General features: G+C 64.0%; 14 protein-coding genes. 6 read left to right on the top strand and 8 right to left on the bottom strand.

Annotated features, from left to right (window positions below):
• Positions 1 to 39: 39 nt before the first annotated feature.
• From nrfC to nrfA, 3 genes are read right to left on the bottom strand one after another with little or no spacing between them, the layout of a single operon-like run.
• Positions 40 to 714, bottom strand: a complete 675-nt coding sequence (gene nrfC, locus AB5Y54_RS00515) for a cytochrome c nitrite reductase Fe-S protein (RefSeq protein ID WP_201996961.1) — start codon at positions 712 to 714, stop codon at positions 40 to 42.
• Complete coding sequence (nrfB, locus tag AB5Y54_RS00520; protein ID WP_201996959.1) at positions 711 to 1,304, bottom strand: cytochrome c nitrite reductase pentaheme subunit; 594 nt, start codon at positions 1,302 to 1,304, stop codon at positions 711 to 713. Before nrfB ends, nrfC begins: the two co-directional genes overlap by 4 nt.
• A gap of 51 nt (positions 1,305 to 1,355) precedes the next feature.
• Entirely contained in the window at positions 1,356 to 2,798 is a 1,443-nt protein-coding gene (gene nrfA / locus AB5Y54_RS00525) for an ammonia-forming nitrite reductase cytochrome c552 subunit (RefSeq protein WP_201996957.1), read from the bottom strand.
• A gap of 739 nt (positions 2,799 to 3,537) precedes the next feature.
• Between nrfA and AB5Y54_RS00530 the strand changes: the two genes are divergently transcribed.
• Positions 3,538 to 8,727: a retention module-containing protein gene (locus tag AB5Y54_RS00530; RefSeq protein ID WP_368153077.1), complete on the top strand. Its 5,190-nt coding sequence runs from the start codon at positions 3,538 to 3,540 to the stop codon at positions 8,725 to 8,727.
• Entirely contained in the window at positions 8,658 to 14,423 is a 5,766-nt protein-coding gene (locus tag AB5Y54_RS00535) for a type I secretion C-terminal target domain-containing protein (RefSeq protein WP_368153078.1), read from the top strand. The genes AB5Y54_RS00530 and AB5Y54_RS00535 overlap by 70 nt, the downstream gene beginning before the upstream one ends.
• Before the next feature lie 317 nt (positions 14,424 to 14,740).
• On the opposite strand, the gene glpC is transcribed toward AB5Y54_RS00535, so the two are convergent.
• From glpC to AB5Y54_RS00560, 5 genes are all read right to left on the bottom strand, one after another.
• Positions 14,741 to 15,943, bottom strand: coding sequence for an anaerobic glycerol-3-phosphate dehydrogenase subunit GlpC (gene glpC / locus AB5Y54_RS00540; RefSeq protein WP_041211522.1), 1,203 nt, complete (start codon positions 15,941 to 15,943; stop codon positions 14,741 to 14,743).
• A gap of 51 nt (positions 15,944 to 15,994) precedes the next feature.
• Positions 15,995 to 16,132, bottom strand: coding sequence for a hypothetical protein (locus AB5Y54_RS00545; RefSeq protein WP_202014997.1), 138 nt, complete (start codon positions 16,130 to 16,132; stop codon positions 15,995 to 15,997).
• A 1-nt stretch (position 16,133) separates the two neighbouring features.
• Positions 16,134 to 17,411 carry a glycerol-3-phosphate dehydrogenase subunit GlpB gene (glpB, locus tag AB5Y54_RS00550; protein WP_368153081.1) on the bottom strand — a complete coding sequence of 426 codons (1,278 nt, stop codon included), beginning with the start codon at positions 17,409 to 17,411 and terminating at the stop codon, positions 16,134 to 16,136.
• Positions 17,401 to 19,080, bottom strand: a complete 1,680-nt coding sequence (glpA, locus tag AB5Y54_RS00555) for an anaerobic glycerol-3-phosphate dehydrogenase subunit A (protein WP_368153083.1) — start codon at positions 19,078 to 19,080, stop codon at positions 17,401 to 17,403. Before glpA ends, glpB begins: the two co-directional genes overlap by 11 nt.
• Positions 19,081 to 19,300: 220 nt before the next feature.
• Positions 19,301 to 19,756: a YchJ family protein gene (locus AB5Y54_RS00560; protein ID WP_080768035.1), complete on the bottom strand. Its 456-nt coding sequence runs from the start codon at positions 19,754 to 19,756 to the stop codon at positions 19,301 to 19,303.
• A gap of 128 nt (positions 19,757 to 19,884) precedes the next feature.
• Between AB5Y54_RS00560 and AB5Y54_RS00565 the strand changes: the two genes are divergently transcribed.
• The 4 genes from AB5Y54_RS00565 to AB5Y54_RS00580 all read left to right on the top strand — a co-directional run bounded on the left by AB5Y54_RS00565 (position 19,885) and on the right by AB5Y54_RS00580 (position 25,114).
• Entirely contained in the window at positions 19,885 to 21,552 is a 1,668-nt protein-coding gene (locus tag AB5Y54_RS00565) for a methyl-accepting chemotaxis protein (RefSeq protein WP_309563588.1), read from the top strand.
• Positions 21,553 to 21,656: 104 nt separating this feature from the next.
• On the top strand, positions 21,657 to 22,868 hold the full coding sequence (locus AB5Y54_RS00570) for an ROK family transcriptional regulator (RefSeq protein WP_223919568.1): 1,212 nt from the start codon (positions 21,657 to 21,659) through the stop codon (positions 22,866 to 22,868).
• Positions 22,865 to 24,448 carry a sensor histidine kinase gene (locus tag AB5Y54_RS00575; RefSeq protein ID WP_043155894.1) on the top strand — a complete coding sequence of 528 codons (1,584 nt, stop codon included), beginning with the start codon at positions 22,865 to 22,867 and terminating at the stop codon, positions 24,446 to 24,448. The genes AB5Y54_RS00570 and AB5Y54_RS00575 overlap by 4 nt, the downstream gene beginning before the upstream one ends.
• Entirely contained in the window at positions 24,449 to 25,114 is a 666-nt protein-coding gene (locus AB5Y54_RS00580) for a response regulator (protein WP_201996949.1), read from the top strand. It begins immediately after the preceding gene.
• Positions 25,115 to 25,247: the final 133 nt, after the last annotated feature.

Here is a 25,247-nt window from a genome sequence, read left to right on the forward strand (position 1 = left end):
CCCAGACAAGGGAAGGGAAGTGAAACGCCTCTTGCATCGTCATGACTTTATCTCCCCTTTGGGCACGCGGTACATCTTGGGCGAGGTGCCGAGTGCCTGCTTGTAGCGATAGGTGGTCTCCTTCACCAGCCGTGTGGCGATGGGGCTGTCCGGGTCATCCAGATTGCCGAACACCAGCGCCTTGGTGGGACAGGATTCCACGCAGGCCGGCTCCTTGCCCGCCGCCAGGTTGGTCTTGCGGCAGAAGTCGCACTTGTCGGCCACCTTGGTCACAGGGTTGATGAAGCGCACCTGATAGGGGCAGGCGGCCAGACAGTACATGCAGCCGACGCAGAGATCCGGGTTGACGTCGACGATGCCATCCTCCTTGCGGATATGGGAGGCACCGGTCGGGCAGACATGCACGCAGGGAGCGTTGTCGCAGTGCTGGCAGGACTTGCGAAAGAAGTGGTACTCGGCATCGGGGAATTCACCGATGGGGCCGGAGCGGATGATCTCGAGGCGCGAGACCCCCTCTGGCACCTGATTCACCTCCCGGCAGGCATCCATGCAGGCGGTACAGCCGATGCAGGCCGTCTCGTCGTGGATCATGCCGTAGCGGATCCCGTCGATGGTCTGGCTGTGGGCGAGGGTGGTGGCACGAGCAGCCCCCGTCATCATGATGAGGGCCCCCGCGCCCATCCCCGCCATAAAGTGACGGCGAGAGCAGCTCATGGTGCCTCCTTGCCCGAGGTGGTGTTCGCCTTGGCCGCCTTGACGGCCTCATGCTGCTTGCTGTGGCAGTCGACGCAGAGCTTGATGCGGGACTTCTCCGGAATAGCCACCATGGGCTCCTTGGCCTGGTGCAGGGCGTGGCAGCTGGTGCAGGTGAGCTTGGTGGCGTGCACGTCGTGGGCCCAGAGCGCCTCGCGCAGCACTTTGGGCTCGTGACAGCTCATGCAGACCCCGTTCTGCTCGGCGATGGGGTAGCGCTCGGTGCTCTGTTTGTTATTGAAGCTGTCGCTAAAGCGCATCACGTCCTTGACCCCTTCCCGGTGTTGGGGGGAGGGTTGACCGTGGCAGTTGGTGCAGGTGACCGGCGCCAGGCTGTTGGGGTTGGTCGCCTGGCCGTGCTTGCCGTGCATGCCTTCGACCTGCTCCTTGTGGCAATCGGTGCAAGCCTTGTCGGCACTGCGCAGAAATTCCACTTCATGTGTAGTCGGTGCCGGGGCGGTTGCCGCATCGGCCGCCTGGCCCTGCAGGCTGGTGAGCAGCATGGCTGCCATCAGCATCAGTCGTAAGAAATCCATCGTTAAATCACCCATAGGAAGCCTCCATCCGGCGGCAGGCCCGGCTGTGCGGGCCCGCCTCCCTCGTCATTGTGCGAGCCGTCCGGCCGCTTTGGCCTCGGCATCCCAGGCGGGGACAGTGGTCTTGAGGAACTGGGCCTTGTCGCTGTTCATCTGCTTCATGTCCATGCCAAGGGCGGCCTGGGCCTTCTCCTTGGTGGAGATGTCAGGAATGGCGATCTCGTGGCTGATCCCCTTGGCGGCCAGGAGGCGTGCCAGCTTGGTGCGGGCGTCGGCTGCCTTGTCCAGGGCGGTCCCCAGCATGCGCAGCGCCACTTCCGGGGCGTGCATCTGCACCCCGTGGGAGGCGATGGAGAAGTCCCAGCGCCACTGGGCGTGACGGATGTCCTGCAGAATGTCCTTCATCTCGGCCTCGGTGGCGCCGGCATCCCAGGCGGCCTTGGCTTCGAAGTGGGCGTGTACCAGCTGCTTCTCGACCTTGAGCTTGATCTCGGTGACGGCCTCCTTGCGCTGCTTGACCACCCCTTGCAGCATCTCCTTGCTCTGGGTGTGGCAGTTGCGGCAGGTCTGATCGAAGCGATCGAAGGGGTTGCCCACCTTGTGATCCGTGTAGACCTTGCCCTGCTCGTTCTGCACCTTGGGCATGTGGCAGTCGACGCAGGCGACGTTGTTCTGGCCGTGAATGCCGGCGCGCCAGGTCTCGTACTCGGGGTGCTGGGCTTTGAGCATGGGGGTCTTGGAGAGGGCATGGGTCCAGTCGGCAAAGCCTATTTCATCGTAATACTGCTCCATCTGCTCAACTGTGGTGCCCTTGTCCCAGGGGAATTTCACCGCCTTGGTCGGGCCGCTGAAGTAGTACTCCACGTGGCACTGGCCGCACACCTGAGACTGCTGATCGAAGCGCCCCTGCTCCTTGAACGGCTTGCCGATGGCGGTCATGGCCCGGTCAGCATAGGGACGGGAGAGGTGCAGGGCGGGTTTGCCCTCCTTGAACTCTTTCGAGGCGGTGTCGTGGCAGTCGGCGCAGCCGATGGTGTTGACGATTTCCGGCCCACCTTTTGCCCACATCCCCTTGAAGTAGCCATCCTCACCCTTCTCGTCGATGACGCGGGCCACGTCCGGGCCTTTGCAACTCCAGCAGGCCATGGGCAGCGGACCGTCTTCGGCGGTCTTGGGGGCGCCGGTACGCAGGGTTTCCCGCACGTCGGTCAGGGCATAGAAGTGGCCGCGGGGTTTGTTGTAATCCTTGGAGAAGGGGTAGCCGGCCCAGAGCACCACCATCTGCGGATCTTCCGCCAGGGCATCGGTGCGCTCGCGACTCTCGCCGGTGGCCTTCCAGCTGCTGAACTGATCGGCGTGATCCTTGGCGAACAGCTCGCTGCGCGCCTCGATCTTGCCCTTGGGGGCACTGTCGTCTGCCTGTGCCAGACTGCCTGTACCCAGCAGGGCGGTCAGCAGCAGGGCCGCCAGCCCTGGTCGAAATAGCTTGTCATATGAACCCACGGTCATCACTCCCAGATAAAAAGTCCATGTCGGGCCTGACCGTTCCATCTTGGTGTGGACATCTGTGCTCATCATCGACGGGCATGGCAGGCCGATCCATTGTTATGGCTGCATATAAATTGGAATTTATGCAATTGATCGAGGGAATAATACCAAATGGGTAAAATGGATAATGATTTATCCCGACGGGAATTGCGCTAGATCAATTGCCATGGGGGGAGGATCCCAAAAGTGCGATCCAGGTTGAATTATTGAGCGTCATCGCGGGGTTACAGCCTCTCTTTTTCCACTGACGGGGGACGAAAGCGCGTCGTCACAGGATGCGTAGCAAGGCACAGGGGGCGCGCGAGGAGGGCTTTCTGCCCGCCCGGTCTGGACGGTGAGAGTAGATACCTGAATGCACATGCACTTTTTTGCCTGCGCCGGTCAGGGAGATCCCGCCTGCTGAAATAGTGCGGCGGGTCGGGAGAATCAGGGGTTGCCAGAAACTGTCGCGCTATTGGGAGCCAGAAGAGCCAGTTTTTTGCCCGGAATGGGCAGGAAAAGGTTTTTCTGTCTGCCTGCAATCAAATTCTCAGTGTTTAAGTGAATTTAATAGGAGGTTTAATAGAGTTTGCTTTCGATGTTATCGAAAATGGAGAAGTGTTGTGCTGGGTTGCTGGCGGTAAAATAGCCATCTGTCACGGCGACTTTCCTTATTAAGCTTCATGTGCTGGGAAGTCAGTGTTTACCCGTTGGAGGATGTATGACCGAGCTGCGAATCGAGAAACCGACTCTTATTGCCAAAGTGGAAGGCACCGTTTTTGTAATGGATGCTGACGGCGCCCAGCGCCCTGCCACCCCTGGCATGCAACTGGAGCCGGGAACGCGCCTGGTCAGCGGATCCAACGGGCATGTCGAGCTGGTCGAGGCTGGCGGCGAGCGCCCCGAGCCCGCCCAGCCCGAGGCGGCACTGCCCGCCGGTGCCGATGCCGAGCTGGCGAGCCTGCAGGAGGCCATCCGTCAGGGGGCCGACCCAACCGAGCTGTTTGCAGAGACGGCCGCCGGTAATCCGGGCGCGGGCACCGCTGGCGGTGTGGTCGGCTCCAGCGCCGGCGGTTTCGTGGTGGTAGATCTCAACAGTGAGTACACCCTGGCCGATGCGGGGTTTGACACCGGTCATGAGGCGCGTCAGCCGGGCGACGAGCTGCTCTATGCCGAAGATCAGGATCTGCTGGCGGCCATCACCATCACAGAGCCCCAGACCGACGACAACATCATCAATGCCGACGAGGCGACCGGCGTCATCATCCGCGGCTTTGTCGAGGATGTGGAAGTCGGCCAGACCGTCACCGTCACCCTGATAGATCAGGATGGCAACCGCCTGACCACCACCACAGTGGTGCTGCCCGGCTTCGTCTGGGAGGCAAACTTCGGCGACGTCACCGGCAAGCTGGTGGACGGCCCCCTGACCATCCAGGCCGATACCCAGGATGCGGCTGGCAACCGGGCCAGCGACACCGGCCAGACCCTGCTCGACACCATCACCACCATTACTCTGGATTTGGCGGACGAGAGCGACACCGGCACCAGCCAGACCGATGACCTGACCCGCGACATCACACCGCTGCTGCAAGGGAAGGGGGAGCCTGGCGCTACCGTTACCCTGACCCTGGAAGGCAAGGTGATGGCCGTGCTCACCGTGGATGGCAACGGCAACTGGCAATATCAGATCCCCGATACCCTGGCCGATGGCGCCCATGATTTTCGCGTCGATGCGGTGGACATCGCGGGCAACCGGGCCAGCGACACCCTGACGGTGACGGTGGATACCCGTGCCGCCATCGACATCGACGATCTCGATACCGACAGCATCCTCGGCCATGACAAGGTCACCCTGAGCGGCAGTACCACGGACGTGGAGGCGGGGCAGCGGGTGACCATCACCCTGATTGGCCAGAATGGCCAGACCCTCTTCAGCGGCAGTGCCCTGGTGGGCAGTGACGGCCGCTGGCAACTGGGAGGCCTGGATCTCTCCAGCATCCAGGGCCCCTACGAGGTACGCGCCGAGGTGACGGATCTGGCGGGCAACCGGGTGATCGACGGGGCTCCCCTCATCGGTCAGAGCGATACCCTGACCCTCTCCGAGGCGGATCTCGCCAAGGGGCCGGTGAGTGCCACCGGATCCCTGCACACCGGAGCCGGGCTTGATGGCAACCTGCAGGTGAGTTTTGCCGCCGATCAAGGTGCCCTCAATCAGCTTGGCTTGACCAGCCACGGGACGGCGCTCGCCTACCAGGTCAGCGGCCAGACCCTCACCGCCAGCGCGGGGGGCGTGACCGTCTTCACCCTGACCCTGGCCAACGACGGCAGCTATCGCATCGTCTGGAACCAGAGCCTGGATCACGGCCAGGATAGCCTGAGCCTGCCCTTTGCCCTGGAGTACCGCGACAGCGACGGGGATCTGGTGAGCGCCAATCTCACCGTCAACCTGGTGGACAGCACACCGCCGGACTTCACCATCGCCCCCATCAGCCTCACGGAGGATGATTTCACCAATCCGGCGGCGGTGGTGGGACAGAGCCAGTTCGTGGTGGGCCATCAGTCCGATCCCTTGGTGGCAACAAGTGCCGTCTTCGCGGATCAGAGTGCAACCCTGGCCCGTCTCAACGGCAGCGGTATCAGCAGCGACGGCCACGCCTTGACCTTCGAATTCACCGGTGATCGCCTGCTGACGGGTTATTACCTGGATGGGAATGGCAAGCGGGTCGAGGTGCTGAAGGCCGAGCTGACTGCCAGCCAACATGGCAGTGATATCGACGGCAATGTCACCGTCTCCCTCAATGGGCCTCTGGACCATGAGGGCAGCGACCAGCTCTCCCTCGGGCTCACCGTTTCCGCCAAGGAGATCGACGGCGACGAGACCCGCGCCGATCTGGTTGTCTCCATCAGCGACGGTGTGGATCCCCGCCTTGGCATCGACAGCGGGGTCACCTTGCAGGAGGGGGCCTCTGGCCAGACCCTGGATGGCCAGTTGCCGGTGAGCGTGGGCAGCGATCGCCTGGTGTCGCTCAATTTCGAGGCGAACCAGCCCGGCCTGAATGGCCTCACCAGCGGCGGCCAGCCGACTCACTATCAGGTCAACGGCAACGTCATCACCCTGCTGGATGCGGGCGGCAAGACCATTCTGACCGTGACCCTGGGGCTGGATGGCAAGTACCAGGTGGCGCTCGACGGCGTGCTGGATCAACCGGTCAGCACCAACAGCGTCAACCTGGGGCTGCAGGTGCAAGGCACCGACTTTGAAGGGGACAAGAGCAACCTTGGCACCCTCAATATTCATATCACCGACGGCGTGCTGCCCCAGGTCGACCCCGTCTCCCTCACCCTGGTGGAGGACAGCGACTGGAGCGCAGCCCAGACCCTCACCGGGGATCTGGCCATCACCGCCGGGGCCGATCCCCTGGTCAACATCGCATTCGATGCCAGCCAGCCCGGCCTGCAAGGGCTCACCAGCGGCGGCCAGCCCGTGGTCATCACCATCAGCGGCAACAGCATCAGCGGCGCCGTCAACGGCCAGAACGTCTTCACGTTGACGCTGGATCAGAACGGTCACTATGTCTTTACCCTGAACCAGCCGCTGGATCAGGGAAGCGCAGACAGCCTGCTCAAGGCGGGCTTTACCCTGACCGACAGTGACGGAGATAAAGTCTCCTCCACCTTGAGCGTTGCCATCGGCGATGGTGCCGACCCGGTGATCAGCGCCGTGACCGGCACCAGCCTGACCGAGGCCAACCAGGGCGCTGCCGCCGTGGTGGGCCATATGAGCTTCACCGTGAGCCACGGCTCGGACGCGCTCGATGCGAGCAGCCTGAAGTTCGATATCGCGGCCATCCAGAGCAGTCTGCATGGCAAATTCAGCAGCCACGGCAGTCCGGTCACCTTCACTCTGGACACCAACGGCGAACTGGTGGGCACCAGCGCCGACGGTCGCGAGGTGCTGCGGGCCGAGCTGAGCCTCGTTGAGAACAACGGCGACTGGAGCGTCACCGCCAAGGTGACCTTGAGCGGCGAGCTGGATCACCAGGGCAGCGAATCCCTCGACCTGCCGCTCACCATCAAGGATGGCCATGCGCCGCACTTCGTGGCGGGCAGCGGGGTGAGCCTGGATGAGCGTGGGCTCGACGGCAGCAATACTCTGACCGGCACCGGCCACTTCCAGATCAATGCGGGCTCGGATCGGGTGAGCGAGGTGTCGTTTGCCGACATCAGCGAGCAGCCGGCCCTGACCGCCCTGGGCCAGAGCGTCAAATACGAGCTGGTGGACGGCGATGCCAGCATCCCGGGCAACCAGGTGCTGAAGGGCTATGTGGAAGTCAATGGCCAGCGCGTCGAGGTGCTTCAGGTCGAACTGGTGGGCAAGCTGGACAACGCCGCCAGCAACGATTTTGACTACAAGGTGACCCTCTATCAGGGGGTGCACCAGAGCGGTGGCAACGCCACCGACCTGCCGTTCAAGCTCAACATCGTCGACAGCGACAAGGGCAGCGGCAACAACGACAGCACCACGGGTACCCTCACCATCCGCATTTCGGAAGGGGACAAACCGACCCTCAACCTGACCGGTGTGACGGTGAGTGAAGGGCGCTTCGATGGCGCCGGCAACAACCAGACCGGCGATGATCAGCATGCCACCGGCACCCTGACCATCACGGCGGACTCCGATCCCGTGGTGGACGTGCGGCTGACCCTCTCGGGCCAAGTCGTGGATGGGAGTGGCAAGGCCATCACCCACAACGGTGAGACCCTCACCTGGCAAGAGGTGGCGGGCAGCAACGGCCACAGCTTCCAGGCAGTGACTGCGAGCGGCACCCTGGTGCTGACGGTGACCCTGCCGAGCGTGCCGGGGCGCATCGAAGCCCACACCCAGGCAACCCTCGATTACCAGGTGACGGTACACACCAACCTGGATCACGGTGCCGACGACAAGCTCAACCTGAGCCTGCCGGTGAAGGTGACCGACAGCGACGGCAGTGTGATCACCGGCAGCACCACGGCGGTGATCACCGATGCGGCGGATCCCGTGATCACCGCCATCGAGGGGGTGACCGTCAAGGAGTCAGACCTCAACGGGGGCAGTGGCCAGCATGGAGGCACCAGCCCGTCAGGCACGGGAGAGGTTGCCATCGGCCAGGTGACGATCGCCGCCGGGAGTGACCGGGTGGTTTCCCTGCAACTGGATGTGGCCCGCTTCAACGCCCTCAATACCCTGACGTCGGGGGGCAAGGCGGTCACCATAGGGGCAGACAGCCAGCCGGGTGTCTACCTTGGCAAGGACAGCGCAGGCAAGCTCATCTTCAAGCTGACCCTGGATGTGTCCGGCCGCTACACCTTCGAGCTGACCGGCAACCTGGATCACAGCGTCCAGGGCAAGGATCTGCTGGATATCCAGCTGCCCTTGCAGGCACGGGACAGTGACGGGGATCTGAGTGCCGAAGTGATCGGCCATGTGAGCGTGCAGGACGACGTGCCCGTGGCCGTGGACGCGAGCAAGACCCTGAATGAAGGGGCGAAAGTGACCGGCGATCTGCTGGCCACTGCCAGCGAGGGGGCGGATGATGCGGTGGTGAGAGCGGTGACCATCAATGGCACCGAGCACCCCATCGCCGCCACGGGCAACACCACCATCTCGGTGACGGACGGCACGGGGCAGATCATCGGTACCCTGGTGATCAATGCCGAGGGTGACTACAGCTTCACCGCCAAATCGGGCATCGATCACAGCAACAGCACCCTGGTACAGCAGATAGGCTTCCACCTGGTGGATGGCGACGGAGATACCGACGACGGTCTTCTGACCCTGACCATCCGGGACGAGGCGGGCATGTGGAGCAGTTGCTTATCCAGGCGCCAGCCAACGCCCAGGGCACCTTCTATTTCAACGGCGTCGCACTGACCACCATCACTCAGGGGGGCAAGACCTGGTATGAGGTGCCGCCCGCGGCCATGGTGGCGGTGGCCAACACCGATGACAAGTTCCAGCTCACCGGTGTCACCTTTGTGCCAAACCACGACTACTCGAGCTACAACAACGGAGGTGCTCCGCTGCGCTTCCCGGTGCAGTTGCAGGTGGGGGTCACCGAGGGGAGCAAGCCCCCGGTGTTGACCGGCAATCTGGACATCACGGTGCAGGGCATTGCCGACAAACCCCTGTGGGATGCGGGCAGCACGCACCAGCACTACACCACGGACGAGGACAGCAGCGGCATCGCCCTCAACGTCAAGGCGGGTCTCACCGATACGGACGGCTCCGAGACCCTGAGCTACCAGATCAAATGGGCGTCCGGCCAGGGCACGCTGACCCTGAACGGCAAGGTGCTCACCCCGGGGGCGAACGGCCTCTATACGGTGGCCGGTGGAGACATCAACAAGGTGACGGTGGTGCCCGGCAAGGACTACAGCGGTGACATCAAGCTCATTGTGACCCCGGTGAGCACCGAGAAGACCCCGGTGGTGACCGGCAAGGAGACGGCCCTCGGCGATCCGCTGGAGGTGATTGTCAACGTGAACCCGCTGGCGGACGACGCCAAGCTGACGGTGCGCGAGATCCAGGGCAAGGAAGATACCCTGATCGATCTGGGCAGCAAGATTGGGCTCGCCCATCTGGGAGACACCACGGATGGCTCCGAGCAGCTGTTCGTGCGCATCAGCGGCCTGCCCGCCGGTGCCACCCTGCTGCTCGGTGGGGTGGCGGTCAACCTGGATGCCAACGGCTATTACGAGGTGCCCTATGACCGCATCAATGACCTCAAGCTGCTGCCGCCCAAAAACAGCAACGTCGATTTCGATCTCACCATCAAGGGGGTGGTGAAGGACACCGCCATTCTGACCGATGCCAGCGGCCAGACCCACACCGTGGTGAACGAGAAGGAGACCGGCAGCCAGAGCCTGCACGTGGATCTGGTGGGGGTGGTGGATGAACCCCATTTCGATCTCAATACCACCGACTGGACCCAGGATGGCAACGGCTACAGCATCACCATCCAGGAGGATGGCCGGGCGCCCCTTGACTTCAAGCTCACCTCGGGGGAGTGGACGGATACCCCGCTCGATCACTCGGAAACCCTCAACCTGGTGCTGGAAGGGCTGCCGGAAGGGGCCAAGGTATTCGACGGCAGTGGCAAGGAGCTGACCCTGACCTTCGCCGGGCTCGATGGCAAGGGCAATCCTCTCTATCAGGTGGATGTGACCAGCCTTGGCAACCTGCAGATCCAGCCGCCGCCCAACAGCACCGCCGATCTGCACCTGGTCGGCCACGTGGTGGTGACCGAGAATGACGGCGATCACAAAAGCTTCGACGTGCCCCTCACCATCAAGGTGGAGCCGGCCATCGACGCTACCGACTATGCCAAGACCAGCCATGGCCTGGAGGATCAGTTCACCGTCCTCGACTGGCAGCCTGACCTGACCGACGGCGCCGAGAAGGTGACCCACCTCAGCCTCTCCGGTATCGAACCCGGGTATGAAGTCTGGATCCGCGTGGGCGGGGTCGAGACCCAGCTGACCGTGAGCGGCGGCGCCGTGGACTTGAGCGACGCCGAGCTGCAAAGCCTGCTCGGCGGTGGCCAGCTGCTGGTGAAAGGGCCCGAGGACAGCGACAGGGACACCACCCTCCAGAGCCATGTCACGGTGACACAAGTGGATGTGGACTCCAGCGCCACTGCCCAGAAGGTGATCGACGGCACCCTGCATGTGGATATCCAGGCGGTGGTGGAGCCCGATGCCAACCTGGTGCAGACCGGTCAGCTGGAGAGCCCGGACGGGCACGACATCCCGCTGGACGGCGTCTTCGTGTTCGAGGATCTGGACCCCAGCAGCGATGAGGTCATCGACTACCTGGTGATCAGCGATCTGCCCCCCGGCTTCGTGGTGGTGGGGGGGATCAACGACGGCCAGGGCAACTGGACCGTGCCCCACGACGCCCTCGGCAGTTATGCCTTGCGCTCGCCGGATGGCTTCACCGGCACCGTCACCTTCAAGGTGAGCGCCAGGGGGGTCGACCTTGGTGACAACAACGAGGGGGATGTGAGCGCCCCGGCCTATCGGGAGATCACCGCCAGCGCCGACTTCCATAGCGCGACCCACTCGGGTCAGGTGGCCGCCGATGTCGATTTTGACAACAGCGCCCCCATCACCGGGGTGGAGGATCACGGCGTCAACTTCGGCAGCCAGCTCAAGCAGATGGTGACCCTGGGCACGGCAGATGCTGATCATGACGAGCTCAGCATCGTCATCACTGGTCTCCCCCCGGGCGTCAACGTGCAGGGGCTCACCTTCGACTTTGTCAACGGCGAGTACCTCATCAAGCTGCCGGGTGGCCTCGATGATCTCGACCGCCTGACCCTGACCCTGCCGCAAGACTATGCCGGTGACGGCCTGCACTTCAATGTGCGCCTGGTCAACACCGACACCGTGAGCGGTGACACCAAGATGGTGGAGAAGGACGTCACCCTCTCCATCACCCCGGAGGTGGACATCAACGGCGGGGCGGATGGCCTGCCCGAGCTGCAACTGAACGTGAAGGACATAAACGGCGACGGCCAGCCTGACAACCTGGAAGACACCGACATTCATCTCGATCTCTCGGTCAAGCTCGCTGACATCAGCCCCTCGGTGGCCGATGGCGGTCTCGAGACCGTGGAGCGGGTGGTCGTGACCGTGGATCCCCGATATGGTCACTTCCTCGACAAGAACGGCCAGCCGGTCGCCACCCTCACGGTGAACGACCCGGCGGACCTCAAGGATCTGGTGTTCGTGCCCAAAGAACACTTCAGCGGCAAGGTGCCGCTGGCGGTGACGGTGGATATTCTCGATACCGCCACCACGGGCACGGATCGGGGGAGCTGGAGCGGCAACGTGAACTTCGAGGTGCTGCCGGTGAACGATCCGGCCAACCTCACGGTCCAGAACGTCACGGGCCAGGAAGATGGCAGCGTGAGCCTGGGGGGGCTGGGGGCCAGCCTCATCGACAACGATGGCTCCGAGCAGATCGTCGGGTTGCAGATCAAGGGGGTGCCGGATGGCTTCACCCTGTCCGCCCCGGCGGTCAACAACGGTGGCGGGGTGTGGCAGGTGCCTGTGGGCACCGACTTCTCCAAGCTGACCCTGATCCCGCCTGCGGACTTCAGCGGCACCGTGGAGCTGACCCTGAGCGCCTTCACCCTGGACAAGGGGCTGACCCTGCCCCTTGAAACCAGTGCGGGCTTCACCGTCACCGTCAATCCGGTGGGGGATGCGGTCATCACCGACATGCAGGAGCAGGCGAGCGGCACCGAAGGGGATGTGATCACCCTGAACCTGGGGGTGGAGACCCGGGATACCCATGCCACCGGCGGCAATGCCGGCAATGTGCACGAGAACGGGCCCGAGCAGGTGCGCGTCACCCTGGAAGGGGTGCCGGACGGGGCAGAAATCCGCCTGCCGAGCGGGGTGAGCGGCACCGTGGTGGATCTTGGCGGTGGCCGCTGGCAGGTCACCACGGATGGGGGCAAGCTCGACGCGGTGGAGCTCGTGACCAACGACGCCATGGCGATCAAGGTGACGGCCCAGAGCCTGGACAACGGCGCCCTCGGCCCGGAAGTGAACGGCACCATCCATCTCGATGTGAGCCCGGTCAACGACGCCCCCGTCAACGTGCTGCCCGATGATCCCCAGGTGGCCCAGGAGGACGAGCCGTTCGTCATCCAGGGTCTGCAGGTCAAGGACGTGGATGCGGGCAACGGCATCATGGAAGTGCGCCTCTCGGTGGAGCACGGCACCCTGACCCTGCCGGCCGGGAGCGGCGTGACCCTGACCGGCAACGGTACCGGCGATGTGGTGCTGACCGGCACCCTGGCGGATCTCAATGCCCTGCTCTCGGGCGGCGTCACCTATCAGGGGGACCCGGACTTCCATGGCAATGACGCCTTGACCATGGTGACGGACGATAGGGGCAACACCGGCAGCGGTGGCGCCCTGAGTGACACCGATGTGCTGCCCATCCTGGTACAACCGGTCAACGATGCCCCCGTTAACCAGCTGCCGACGACGCCCCAGGTGGCGCAGGAAGATCAGCCCTTCACCATTCACGGGCTGCAGGTGAGCGATGTGGATGCGGGCAACAGCCCCCTCTCTGTCACCCTCTCCGTGCTGCACGGCACCCTGGAACTGGCGGCGGGCAGTGGCGTGACGGTGAGCGGCAGCGGCAGCAATACCCTGGTGCTGAGCGGTTCCCAGGATGCCATCAATGCCTTGCTCGCAGGGGGCGTGACTTATCAGGGCGAGCAGGACTTCAATGGCCAGGATGCCCTGACCATGGTGACCAATGATCTTGGCAACACCGGCAGCGGTGGCGCCCTGAGCGATACCGACGTGCTGCCCATCGAGGTCGAGCCGGTCAATGATGCCCCTGTCACCCAGGTGCCGGGCTCATTGCAGGTGAAAGAGGATGGCTCCCTGTCGCTCACCGGGATCAGCGTGAAGGACGTGGATGCGGGCAGTGCGCCCATCTCCATGGTGCTGTGGGTGGAGCACGGTGTGCTGACCCTGCTGGGGGCGGCAGGCGCCGTCTCGGTGCAGGGGGCGGGGACCAGCGTGGTGACCCTGGTCGGGTCGCTCGATGATCTCAACGGCCTGCTGGCAGGCAACCTGCACTACGAGCCAGCCAGGGACTTCTGGGGGCAGGATAACCTGAGCATCACCACCTCGGATCAGGGCAATACTGGCGCCGGTGGCGTCCTGACCGACAGCGCCCAGATTGCCATCCAGGTGACGGCCGAGCCGGACGATCCCCAATTGGGGGTCGGCACCCACGATATCCTTGCGTTGCAAGGGGCCTGGGTGCCGCTCAACCTCAGCGCCAGCGTGGTCAATCCGGCCCCGGGTGAGCTGTCGGTGCGGATCCAGAACCTCGGCAGCGCCCAGGTGGTGGACGAGCACGGCCAGAGCGTCGGCCACGCGGATGGCAACGACTGGTTGCTGCCGATGGACCAGTCCGTGCCCATCTACCTCAAGGATCTGCCGGCGGGGGATCATGCCCTCACCCTGAGTGCCGAATCCAGCCTGGGTGGCGGCACCCTGAGCTCGGCCACGGAGACCATCACCATCCACAGCCAGAGCGGTCACGATCTGCTGGGCTCGGATCAGGGGGACTGGCTGTTCGGCTCCTCCGGCAATGATCGCCTCCTGGGCGGCATGGGAGATGATGTGCTGCGGGGCGGTCAGGGCAACGACTTCCTGACCGGTGGCGCCGGCAGCGATCTCTTCGTGTGGGGCAGTGGCGACGAGGGGACGACGGCCTCTCCGGCGATAGACACCATCACCGACTTCCGTCCCCAGGAGGGGGACAGGATCGATCTGGCGGACCTGCTCAAGGGGGTGACCGACAACAGCGTGGATGGCCTGCTGGGTCATCTCCAGGCATCGGTGACCAGCACCGGCAACGGCCTGAGTGACGTGAGCCTGTCGGTCTCCCCAGCGGGGGATGGCAATGTCACCCAGCAGATCACCCTGAAGGACGTGGATCTGAGTGGCTGGAACCTGAGCGGCTCCTCCTCTCACGACATCCTGCAATCCATGCTGGATCAGCACAGCCTGATCATCCAGCACCCCTGATGGGGTGAGATGATGCAAAGAGCCGGCGAATGCCGGCTCTTTTTTTTGGCTGAATATGCTGGCTTGATATTTCCTGGTGGTGGTAATGGGAGATGGATTTTAAAGGGGTGGGTGTTGTTGCTGCTTTTCACTGTGTGGGTGGTTCAAACAACCAAAGGAATTCGCCGCCCGGGCCTCCCATCGGGCTGCCCGGGCGGCGTCAGGGCCTTGCCGCGCCGATCCCGGTCAATGCCGGCCAGAGGGGGAGCTGACATTGACCGGGGCGTGTCGCTTCCAAGCCGGTGCCCGTGATGATGGGCGGACCGGGGGGATGGCGGTCAGGCCAGCGCCCGTGCCAGCAGGTGCACCGGGTGTTCGCAGCGAAACGACGTGCTCATCTCGATCTGCCACTTGCAGGTCTCGCAGTCGGTGATGACCAGATCGGGTTTGAGCCGGTTTATCTGATCGAACAGCCCCTGACCGATGGCCTGGCTGGTATCGTAGTTCTCCGACTTGAAGCCGTAGGTGCCGGCGATGCCGCAGCACTGGGAGTCCAGCACCGTCACCTTGACGCCGGGGATGGCCCGCAGCAGCTCGAGGGTATAGATGACGCCCCCCATCTTCTCCAGGTGGCAGGGGGTGTGGTAGGCGATGTGCAGATTGAGGGGCTTCATGGCTGGTTTGTTGCCCCGATCGAACTCGTTCCACAGGAAGCGGGTCACCAGGGAGATGCGATCGCGCACCTTGTGGTTGTCCTGCTCCAGCAGGTGGGGATATTCGTCCCGCAGGGTGAAGCCGCAGGTGGAGGAGGTGGCCAAGAGCGGCATCTCGTTGCCGAGCAGGGTGTTCTCCAGCTGCTGGATATTGAAGGCCGCCTGCTGCCTGGCCTTGTCCATGAAGCCGTTGGCAATCAGCGGCACGCCGCAGCACTTCTCTCGCGCAAGCAGCTGGACACCGATGTTCATGGCATTGAGCACCTGCACCAGCTCCTTGCCGAGCTGGGGGTGGTTGTAGTTCACATAACAGCCGTGGAAGTAGGCGATCTGGCGCGCAAAGCGGGCCTGAGTCGTTTTCTGCTTCTTGTACCAGCCGCGGAAGGTGCCTTGTGAATATTTGGGCAAGTCCCGGTGGGAGGAGACCCCCAGCGCCTTGTCCAGCACCTGCTTCATCGGCTTGAGGCCGGTGGTGAAGTTGACCACCGGGGCCATCAGGGTGGACATGCTGCCCATCAGATCCGTGTGGGAGAGCACGAACTCGCGGATCCCCGGTTTGAAGCCGCTGTACTGGTGCTTGGCCTTGGCGATGATGTCGCCGATGCGCACCCCGCTCGGGCAAGCCACTTCGCAGCGCTTGCAGTTGGTGCAGTACTTGAGGGCGCTGTCAAAGAGCTCGGGGCTCTTGATGCGCAGCCGCTCCCCATCCGGGCCTGCCTGCTTGGGGCCGGGGTAGGCCGGGTTGGCCTTGGCCACCGGGCAGTAGGCGGTACAGACGGTGCATTTGATGCACTGATCGAAAGTCTGGTTGGCATGATCCAGTAGCATGTCAGTTCTCCTCCCGTTGGGTGTGAAGGCACGGGATATGGGGCGAAATCATCATTGGGCTGAACTCAAAATGTGACCGGCGGCCTGCCAGCCGGTGGCGACCGCGACACCTGAGCCAGAGCCCTCCTTGAATTGGGCATCGTCGTGGGCCAGCACGCCGTGTCGTTGGAGTGGGAATATGTGATTCATCTCAGCCCTCCGCCAGAATATGGCCAGCGGCTTGCCAGCCGGTGGCAACGGCCACGCCGGAGCCGGAACCTTCTTTAATGGGGTCATAGTGCGCCAGCACGCTGCCGGCGCCGTAAAGGTTGGTGAGGGGCCTGCCGCCGCGCAGCACCCGCAGCCGCTCGTCGGTCTTGACCCCGAAGCCCATGAAGGGATGGTGGTCGAACAGGCGGCGGCCGGCCCAGGCGTCGCGCTCGGCAAGGCTCAGTACGTCGGCATCGAAGATGGGTTCACGAATGCCCCCGAGGCGCGACTCCAGTCCGCGGCTGAAGAAGCTGCCGGAGGCGAGCACGAAGTGGTCCGCCTCGAACAGCTGATCCTCCCCGTGCTGGCTGTGCACCCCGATCACCTTGTCGCCGTCATAGCGGGCGCCCAGCACCCGCTCGCTGGTGAGGAAGGTGCCGCCAAGGGCCATGAAGCGGCGCTTGAGGGCCTCCTGCATCCGCATGCCGATGAGGGACGGCGGCATGGTGGCCACCTCCTTGATGGTGCAGCCGGTGCGCCGTTCCAGCTCGCTCAGACGCGGGCCGACCAGTCCCAGCGACAGGCAGGCGGGCAGCACGATATGGCGACAGCCAGGCACACCGCATCCCTGCACCATGCGGCTGATCTCGCGGGCCAGATCCGCCAGCAGGTCCTGCTGGCCTGGCCCCTGCTTGTCGAACAGGCGGGCGATGTCGGCGGAGCGAAACTCGTGGGGATTGCGGCTGAACTGGGCGAGCTGGGGCAGGCGAATTTCCCCGGTCAGGATGCGGCTGTGGGCAAAACGGGCGTGGGTCGCGAGATTCGCCGCCGCGAGCGCCGGGTGAAAATCGCGAAATCCCTCCAGGGTGGCGAGCAGGATGGCGTCCGGGGCGGGTGCATCGGTCATGCAGGCGCAAGTGTCGGGGGAGAGCCAGGTGGATTTCAGGGTGCCGATGGGGGTCAGCCGCTGGTGGTTGCGCTCTTGGCGAACCAGTGGCAATCCCTGCGCGGCGCAGTGGCGTTGCAGGTCGGCCAGACTCCCCTCGATATTCTGCATCCCCACCTTGCTGTAAGGGTGATCCGGATGGGCCGCCATGAAGGCGGGCAGGGCGGCGCGGGGATCCCCGTCGCTCTCCAGCAGATCCACCGAGCCGGAGGAGAAGTGCAGGGCGCTTTGGCCGGAAGCCATCAGCAGGGTCTTCTGGCCGGCCTCGGCCAGGCGCAGGGCTGCCGAGAGGCCCGCCATACCGCCGCCGATCACGATGCTGTCAAATTTCATGGCTGCGCTCCTTGGTGGAATTGGCGGTGCTGGCATCGAGCGGGAAGGGGGGCTCGCTCACCAGGTGGGGGGCCGTCCACTCGCCAAGGCCGAACAGCCCCTCGTAGATCCAGTAGGTAAATTCGGCTTCGCGCAGGGCATCGCCCCAGAGCACGGGCCGGGTGCCCTTGTAGCGCTCCTCCAGGAACTGGCGCAGCATGACGCAGGCCTGACGACCGTCCGCCTTGCCGTACTCCTGCATCAGGCCGGCGGCGCGATAGGCGCACAGCTCCCCCTGACAGGGGCCCATGCCCAGACGAGTGCGGCGGCGCAAGTCCACCAGGTTGTCCACGTCCAGCTCCCGCAGGGCGTATTCAATCTCGCCCGCGGTCACCATCTCGCACTCGCAGATGAGGGCGTTGGCCTTGGGGTTGTCGCGGAAAAAGGCGATGACCCGCTCGCCATGGCGAAACTGGGCAGACCCTTCGGCCGGTGCCGAGAGGCCGGGGGCGGAGACCTTCTCCGGATCCCGCGAGCCGGGCAAGTTGAGCTCGGCGGTGCGGCACGGTTTGCTGTTGCCCAGTTTTTTCGCCAGCAGATCGGTGGCCCATTCCGCCATCAGACGATAGGTCATCAGCTTGCCGCCGGTGATGGTGTTGAACCCCTGGAGGCCGTCACGTTCGGCGTGATCCAGCAGCACGATGCCACGGCTGATGTTGCGGCCGGACTCGTCGCCATCCACTGCCACCAGGGGGCGAACGCCAGCGTAGGCGCGCAGCAATCGGGTGCGGGCCATGATGGGGGCCAGTTTTATCCCCTCGCGCAGCAGCACCTCCACCTCTTCGGGCTCGACGGTGAGCTGGTCAATCTTGTGGTAATCGATGCGACTCGACGTGGTGCCGATGAGGGAGATGGTATCGCCTGGCACCAGAATGTCCGCGTCCGCCGGTTTGCGGCAGCGGTTGAGCACCAGCTGGTTGAGGCGGTAATCCATGATGAGCAATGAGCCCTTGGCCGGGAACATGCGGATGCCGAGGTCGGCATACTCGCAGATCTGCTGGCCCCAGATGCCGGCGGCGTTGATCACCTCCTGGCACTCCACCTCGAACGCTTCGCCGGTGCGGGTGTTGATCGCCTTGACCCCGTGCACTCTGTCTTGGGTGCGCAGCAGCCCCAGCACCTTGCTGTGAGTGAAGATGCGGGCGCCGTGCTCTTTCGCGTCCAGCACGTTGGCGGCAGCCAGACGGAAGGGGTCGACCGTGCCGTCCGGCACCTGGATGGCACCGATCAGCGCCGGGTTGACGTTGGGTTCAAGGCGCAGCGCCTCGGCGGGATCCAGCTGGCGGGCGTCGATGCCCGCCAGGGCGCAGGCGTCCATGAAGGTATTTTGAAAATGGATGTCATCTTCCGGCAGGGTGATGAAGAGGCCGCCGGTGTCCTCGACACAGTGACTGGCGATCCGCTTGAGGATGCGGTTCTCCTGAATGCATTCGCGGGCGGACTCCTGATCCGTCACCGCGTAGCGGGCGCCGGAGTGGAGCAGGCCATGGTTGCGGCCCGTGGTGCCGGCGGCGATGTCGTCCCGCTCAAGCAGGATGCAGTCGATGCCGCGCAGTGCGCAATCGCGCATGATGCCGGCGCCGGTGGCGCCCCCCCCTATGATGACGACTTGTGTGGTGATTCTTTTCATTCTTGCCCGTCTCATCTCTTCCAGATGAGGCCAGTGTGGCGCCTTCATGACGTAAAATGTTTGATATGGGCCAAATTAATGTTCGTAAACGCTCATTAAGTGTGAAGCGATGAGCGAAATGTGATGAACCTCACGTCACCGTCGAGGCGGGCAGGGGGAAGCATGACGGGGAAAAGAAGGCCAGCCCGGGGGCTGGCCAGAGGGCGGCGTGGGGGAAACCTCAGCCGCAGCACTTCTTGAACTTCTTGCCGCTGCCACAGGGGCAGGGGTCGTTTCGCCCCACCCGCAGCGGCGCCGGATCCTGCTCGCCGTCTGTATAGACCCAGCGCCCCTGATGGCGCACGAAGCGGGAGCGTTCATGGAGGCAGTGACGTTCGTCCCCCTCAAGGAACCAGGCCTTGAATTCCACCATGCCGAGGGTGTCATCGGGGCCGCCCTGGCTGGCGAGGATCTCGAGGCCATCCCAGCGGGTGTCGGTCGATGAGAGGTCGGCCGCGGTCAACCCGTTCAGATAGTCCGGGTGCCAGCTGTGTACCAGATATTCTCCCAATCCCAGCACGAAGGCGCTGTAGCGGGATCGCATCAGCTGCTCCGGGGTGGCGGCGGGCTGACCTGCGTGGAGTACACCGCAGCACTTGGCAAGAAAAAGAGAGGAACCGCAAGGACATAGGTTCATGAGTCAGCTCATCTGGTCGATAATTAAAGGTGGCGGGATTGTAGCGAACGCACTTCCCTTTCGGCCAGCTTCCCATGCCGTTTAGGCAGACATCATGCAGCAATGAACACAGCACAAAGGGTGACACAATGACACTTAAGCAGAAGATCCTGTTACTGGGGGCCATCCCCGTGCTGCTGATGGCCCTGGTGGTCAATCTCAGCAACTACCTAGTGGCCAGGAGCGATCTGGAGTCGGATTTGGTGGTGGCGCGGGAGAGGGCAATCAAGGAGCGCAAGGCGCTGCTCAGCAGTTATCTGATGCTGGCCAAGACGGCCATCGAGGGCAGCTACGGCAAGCCTGACAGCCCCGAAGTGCGCCAGCAGGTGAAGGAGATATTGCGGCCGCTGCGCTATGGCAGCGACGGCTACTTCTTCGTCTACGACTATCAGGGCAATACCGTGCTGCTGCCGACCCGCCCCGAGATGGAGGGGAAGAACCGCTGGCAGGACAAGGATACCAAGGGTGCCTTCCTCATTCAGGGGATCATCAAGTCGGCGCGGGAAGGAGATGGCTTCTCGGAGTACTGGACCAACAAGCCCTCTATCGGGCGGGATGCCCCCAAGCTCTCCTTCAACCTGGTGCTCGATAAATATCAGTGGGTCGTGGGCACGGGCTTCTACATCGACGACATCGACAACGAGCTGGCCACCCTGCGCAGCGAGCGGGAGGAGACCATGTATGGCTCCCTGAAAACCGGGGTGCTGTTCATCCTGGTGATCCTGGGGGTGACCCTGGCGGCCACCGTGGTGATCGGCAACCGGGTCACCCGCCCGCTGGCGGATGCGGTTGCCGCACTCAACGACATCGCCGACGGGGACGGGGATCTGACCCAGCGCCTCAAGGTGCAGAGCAAGGACGAGGTGGGGCAGCTGGCCGCCGCCTTCAACCGCTTCGTCGAGCGGATCCAGTCGGTGGTGAGCCAGGTGGGGGAGACCAGTCACCAGTTGCTGGGGGCTGTGGATCGGCTGCATAGCCTGAGCGAACATGCGGACAGGCAGATGCAGGGCCACGGCAAGGAGACGGATCAGGTGGTGACAGCGGTGACCGAGATGAGCTCCACCGCCCAGGAGGTGGCGGCGAGCGCCTCCAACGCAGCCAGCGCCACCAGCGATGCGGCCCGCGAGTCCGATGCGGCCCGGGGGGTGGTGAACAGCGCCATCGGCAGCATCAACCGGCTGGTGGACGAAGTGCATGTGGCGGCCGGGGTCATCGAACAGCTCGCCCATGAGACCGGCAAGATAGGCTCCGTGGTGGAGGTCATTCGCGGCATCGCCGATCAGACCAACCTGCTGGCCCTCAACGCCGCCATTGAGGCGGCCCGGGCGGGCGAGCAGGGGCGCGGCTTTGCGGTGGTGGCGGACGAGGTGCGATCCCTCGCGGGCCGTACCCAGCAGAGCACCAAGGAGATCAACGAGATGCTCCAGCGCCTGCAGGGCGGGGTGAGGCAGGCGGTGGAGGTGATGCAGGCCAGCGAGGCACGCAGCCAGGAGACTGTGCAGGAGGCGAGCCACATCGCCAGCTCCCTGGACAGCATGGTGGCGGCGGTCGGCACCATCAACGACATGAACATCCAGATCGCCACGGCCGCCGAGGAGCAGCACGCGGTCTCCGAGGAAATCAACAAGAACCTGGTGGCCATCCAGCAGATCGTCAGCGAGCTGACCGAGGCGTCCGGGGAGTCCAGCACCACCACCCGCGCCCTGGCAGGCACGGGTGACAAATTGCGCCAACTCGTCTCCCGCTTCCGTTACTAATCACATTTTTGCCGTCTGGACAGGATTTCCAGACGGCAAATTTGGGGATCGGCGCAGAATGTGTGAAAATCGCGCCATTCGTTCTTTTCGTTAGCCCCAACCCTATGAATGAGATCGTGAAAGGCAGTATCGATTTGATCCGTCAGCTCAACTACGGCCTGGTCTATGCCAGCCTGGAGGAGCACAAGGAGCTGTCCCGTACCGATCTGTCCCGTCTGACCGGCCTGTCGCCAGCCAGCATCACCAAGATCACCCGCGAGCTGCTGGACGGCGGCCTGGTGGTCACCTGCGGCGAGAGCTCGGTGGGGCGTGGCCGTCGCCAGACCCTGCTGCGCATCAACGAGCGCCGCTTCCAGTTTCTCTCCATGCGTCTGGGGCGCGGCTATGTGGACATGGCCCTGTTCGATCTCGCGGGCCACTCCCTGGCGCGCCATCGCCATGTCTTCAACGAGGCGGAGCGTGCCGAGCTGCTGGCCAGCCTGGTGCGGGCCATCGAGGGCTTTTTGCCCAAGAAGGCGCTGCGTCTGGCCTGCATCGCCCTCTGCCTGCCCGGCCAGGTGGAGCGCCACTCCGGCATGGTCAAGCATTTTCCCTATTACGATCTGCGCAGCTGGCCCCTCGGTCCCACCCTGCAGGAAGCCTTCTCGGTTCCCGTGCTGGTGAGCGGCGACGTGCGCACCTGGATCCAGGCCGAGCGGGAGTGGGGCGCCGCCAGGAACTGCTCGGATGCGGTGCTGGTGTTCGTGCACAACGACATCGGGGTCGGCATGGTGGTCAATGGCCAGCTCATCGAGAGCGAGTCGGCTCTGCTCGGGGATCTCAGCCACCTGCAGCTCGAACCCTATGGCCAGCGCTGCTACTGCGGTGGCTTCGGCTGCGCCTGCACCCTGGTGACCAATCAGGCGCTGGAGGCGCAATATCGGGAGCTGCGCGAACGGATGCAGGAGTTCGATCTGCCCGAAAGCGTCACCATCCGCGAGCTGTGCGAGCTGGCGCTGGCCGGCAACAGCCTGTGTCAGGACATCCTGCACCAGGCGGCGGGCCGCCTTTCCCGGGTGCTGGCGAACCTCATCTGCCTGCTCAATCCGGGCAAGCTGCTGCTCGGGGGGGAGATCACCCGGGCCGATCGACTGCTCTTCCCCATGTTGCACCAGTCCCTGGCAAGCCAGTTGCCCGCCGAGTACCTGGTGCGCCTGCAGATTGAATCCACCCACTTCTACGAAGATCCCACCAAACCCACCTCGGTGCAGGTGCACAAGGCCCTGCGCGATGGCAGTCTGCTGCTCGACTTGTTGCGAGGCGACAAGGAGGCATGAGGCTCGGGTTGCAAGGACGCTTCCTGCTCATTCTCTGTCTGGTCAGTCTGTTGCAACTGGTGTTGCTGAGCGGGGCCAGCTACTACTATGTCGCCGAGCAGCGCTACCGTGAGGTGGGGGATCAGGCCCTGGATGTGGCACGGCTGGTGGCGCGAGAGTCCGGCGTCATCGCCGGGGTGAAGCGGGCGGATACGGTCCGCCTCAATGCCCTGGTGGAGCGGATCCGCGCCGAGGTCGGGGCCAGCTACATCGTCATCGGGGACAGGCAGGCACGCCGCCTGGTGCACCCCAATGCGGACCGGATTGGCAAAGCCATGGTGGGGGATGATCCCGAGCGTGCCCTGCAGGGAGAAGCCTATATCTCCAGGGCCCAAGGGTCCCTTGGGGTCTCGGTGCGCGGCAAGGGGCCCATCCGGGACGAGATGGGCAAGATCATCGGGGTGGTGTCGGTCGGCTATCTGGTGCGGGACATCGATGCGGATCTGCAGGGCTATTTGCGCTTTGGCCTGGCCATGACATTGCTCATTGTGGTACTCAACAGTGTCGCCGCCGCCTGGCTGGCCCGGCGCTACAAGAAGGCGATATTCGGCTTTGAACCCGAGCAGATGGGGCGTCTCTATGCGGAACTCGACTGTACCCTGCGCACGGTGCGCGAGGGGATCCTCACCATCGACGAGCAAGGGCGCCTCACCTCCCTGAACCCCAACGGCATCAAGCTGCTGCGCCTGGACGACACCACCGCCAGGAGCGCCATCGGCCAGCCCATCGGTCACCTGCTGCCGGGCAGTCGCATGCTCTCCATCCTGCAAGAGCAGACCCCCCAGTTTGACGAGGAGATAGTGCTCAACGGCCAGTCCCTCATCGTCAACCGCTTGCCGCTGGTGCGCGAGGGCAAGCTGATCGGCGCAGTGTCGAGCTTTCGGCGCAAGGACGAGCTGGCGGAACTCAGCGCCCAGCTCTCCCAGGTGCAGGCCTACAGCGATCTGCTGCGGGTGCAGACCCACGAACACAACAACCAGCTCGGGACCATCGCCGGCCTCATTGAGCTCGGTGCCACCCGGGAGGCGCTCGCCTTCATCGGGCGGGAGGCGGCCACCGAGCAGACCCTGCTCGGCTTCCTGATGGGGGCCATCGCCAAACCCAAGGTGGCGGGGTTGCTGCTCGGCAAATACCACAGGGCCCACGAGCTCGGTCTTGAGCTCGTGATCGATCCCGATGCCCGTCTGCACGATATTCCTGCCCGTGTCAGCGGTTCCCAGCTGGTAACGGTGCTGGGCAACCTCATCGACAACGCCTTCGAGGCGACCCGCCGCCACGGTGCGCCCTATCAGCCCATCCGGGTTTCCCTGAGCGATCTGGGGCAGGATCTGGTGCTGGAGGTGGAAGACGGGGCTGGCGGCATCGACCCGCAGTTGGCGGACAGGTTGTTCGAACAGGGGGTCAGCAGCAAGCCCGAGCCAGGACACGGTATCGGGCTCTCCCTGGTGCGCAAGACCCTGGATGCCCTGCAGGGGGAGATCACCATCGAAGCCACGACGCAGGGAAGTTGCGTCGTCTGTTACATTCCCAAGGAGGTGTGAGTGATCAAGATCCTGATCGTCGAGGATGATCCCGCCATTGCCGAGATCCACCGCCGTTTCGTGCAGCGCCTCCCCGGTTTCGAGGTGCTGGGGGTGGCGTTGACCCTGTTCGATGCCAGGGAGCAGATAGGGATCCTCCGGCCCGATCTGGTGCTGCTGGATGTCTGGTTGCCCGATGGAGAGGGGTTCTCGCTATTGAGAGAGCTGCGCCAGGCGGGGGCGAGTCTGGATGTGATCCTGCTCACCGCGGCGCGGGAAGCCGCTGCCCTGCAGGAGGCGATGCGCCTCGGGGTGGTGGATTTCATCTTGAAGCCCGTGGTGTTCGAGCGGCTGCGCGACACCCTGGAGAAGTACCGTCAGAGCATCGCCGCCCTGGCGGCGTTGGCCGACATCGACCAGCAGGCGGTGGACACCCTGTTCGGTACGCCGTTGCAGCAGGTGGCGGCAGAGGGACTGCCCAAGGGCATCGATGCTCTCACCCTGCAGCGGGTGCTGACGGCCCTGACTCCGGAGGCCGCCAGTGCCGAGGAGATAGGCAGCCGGATAGGGGTGAGCCGGACCACGGCACGCCGCTATCTGGAATTTCTGGTGGGGCAGCAACTGGCGAGCCCCGAGCTCGAATATGGCACCGTCGGGCGGCCGGAGCGGCGTTACAGCAAGCCGTGATCCGGTCGCCCGGAACCTGTTGTCCAGACAAGAAAAGAGCGCCTTTCGGCGCTCTTTTTATCAGGATTTGCTTCCCGTGGGCATCAAGGTCTCTGCGCGTGATGGTCAGGGTTCAGAGGTGGCAGAGGATCAT

The sequence above is a fragment of the Aeromonas sp. s9 genome (assembly GCF_040907765.1).
In the GTDB taxonomy this organism is placed as follows: Bacteria; Pseudomonadota; Gammaproteobacteria; order Enterobacterales; family Aeromonadaceae; genus Aeromonas; species Aeromonas caviae.

Excerpts from the sequence above, each read along its gene's own strand:
- nrfA (WP_201996957.1), bottom strand. The coding sequence starts at position 2,798 with ATGACCGTGGGTTCATATGACAAGCTATTTCGACCAGGGCTGGCGGCC.
- AB5Y54_RS00570 (WP_223919568.1), top strand. The coding sequence starts at position 21,657 with ATGAATGAGATCGTGAAAGGCAGTATCGATTTGATCCGTCAGCTCAAC.
- AB5Y54_RS00565 (WP_309563588.1), top strand. The coding sequence starts at position 19,885 with ATGACACTTAAGCAGAAGATCCTGTTACTGGGGGCCATCCCCGTGCTG.
- glpA (WP_368153083.1), bottom strand. The coding sequence starts at position 19,080 with ATGAAAAGAATCACCACACAAGTCGTCATCATAGGGGGGGGCGCCACC.
- glpC (WP_041211522.1), bottom strand. The coding sequence starts at position 15,943 with ATGCTACTGGATCATGCCAACCAGACTTTCGATCAGTGCATCAAATGC.
- AB5Y54_RS00545 (WP_202014997.1), bottom strand. The coding sequence starts at position 16,132 with ATGAATCACATATTCCCACTCCAACGACACGGCGTGCTGGCCCACGAC.
- AB5Y54_RS00530 (WP_368153077.1), top strand. The coding sequence starts at position 3,538 with ATGACCGAGCTGCGAATCGAGAAACCGACTCTTATTGCCAAAGTGGAA.
- AB5Y54_RS00560 (WP_080768035.1), bottom strand. The coding sequence starts at position 19,756 with ATGAACCTATGTCCTTGCGGTTCCTCTCTTTTTCTTGCCAAGTGCTGC.
- nrfC (WP_201996961.1), bottom strand. The coding sequence starts at position 714 with ATGAGCTGCTCTCGCCGTCACTTTATGGCGGGGATGGGCGCGGGGGCC.
- glpB (WP_368153081.1), bottom strand. The coding sequence starts at position 17,411 with ATGAAATTTGACAGCATCGTGATCGGCGGCGGTATGGCGGGCCTCTCG.
- AB5Y54_RS00575 (WP_043155894.1), top strand. The coding sequence starts at position 22,865 with ATGAGGCTCGGGTTGCAAGGACGCTTCCTGCTCATTCTCTGTCTGGTC.
- nrfB (WP_201996959.1), bottom strand. The coding sequence starts at position 1,304 with ATGGGTGATTTAACGATGGATTTCTTACGACTGATGCTGATGGCAGCC.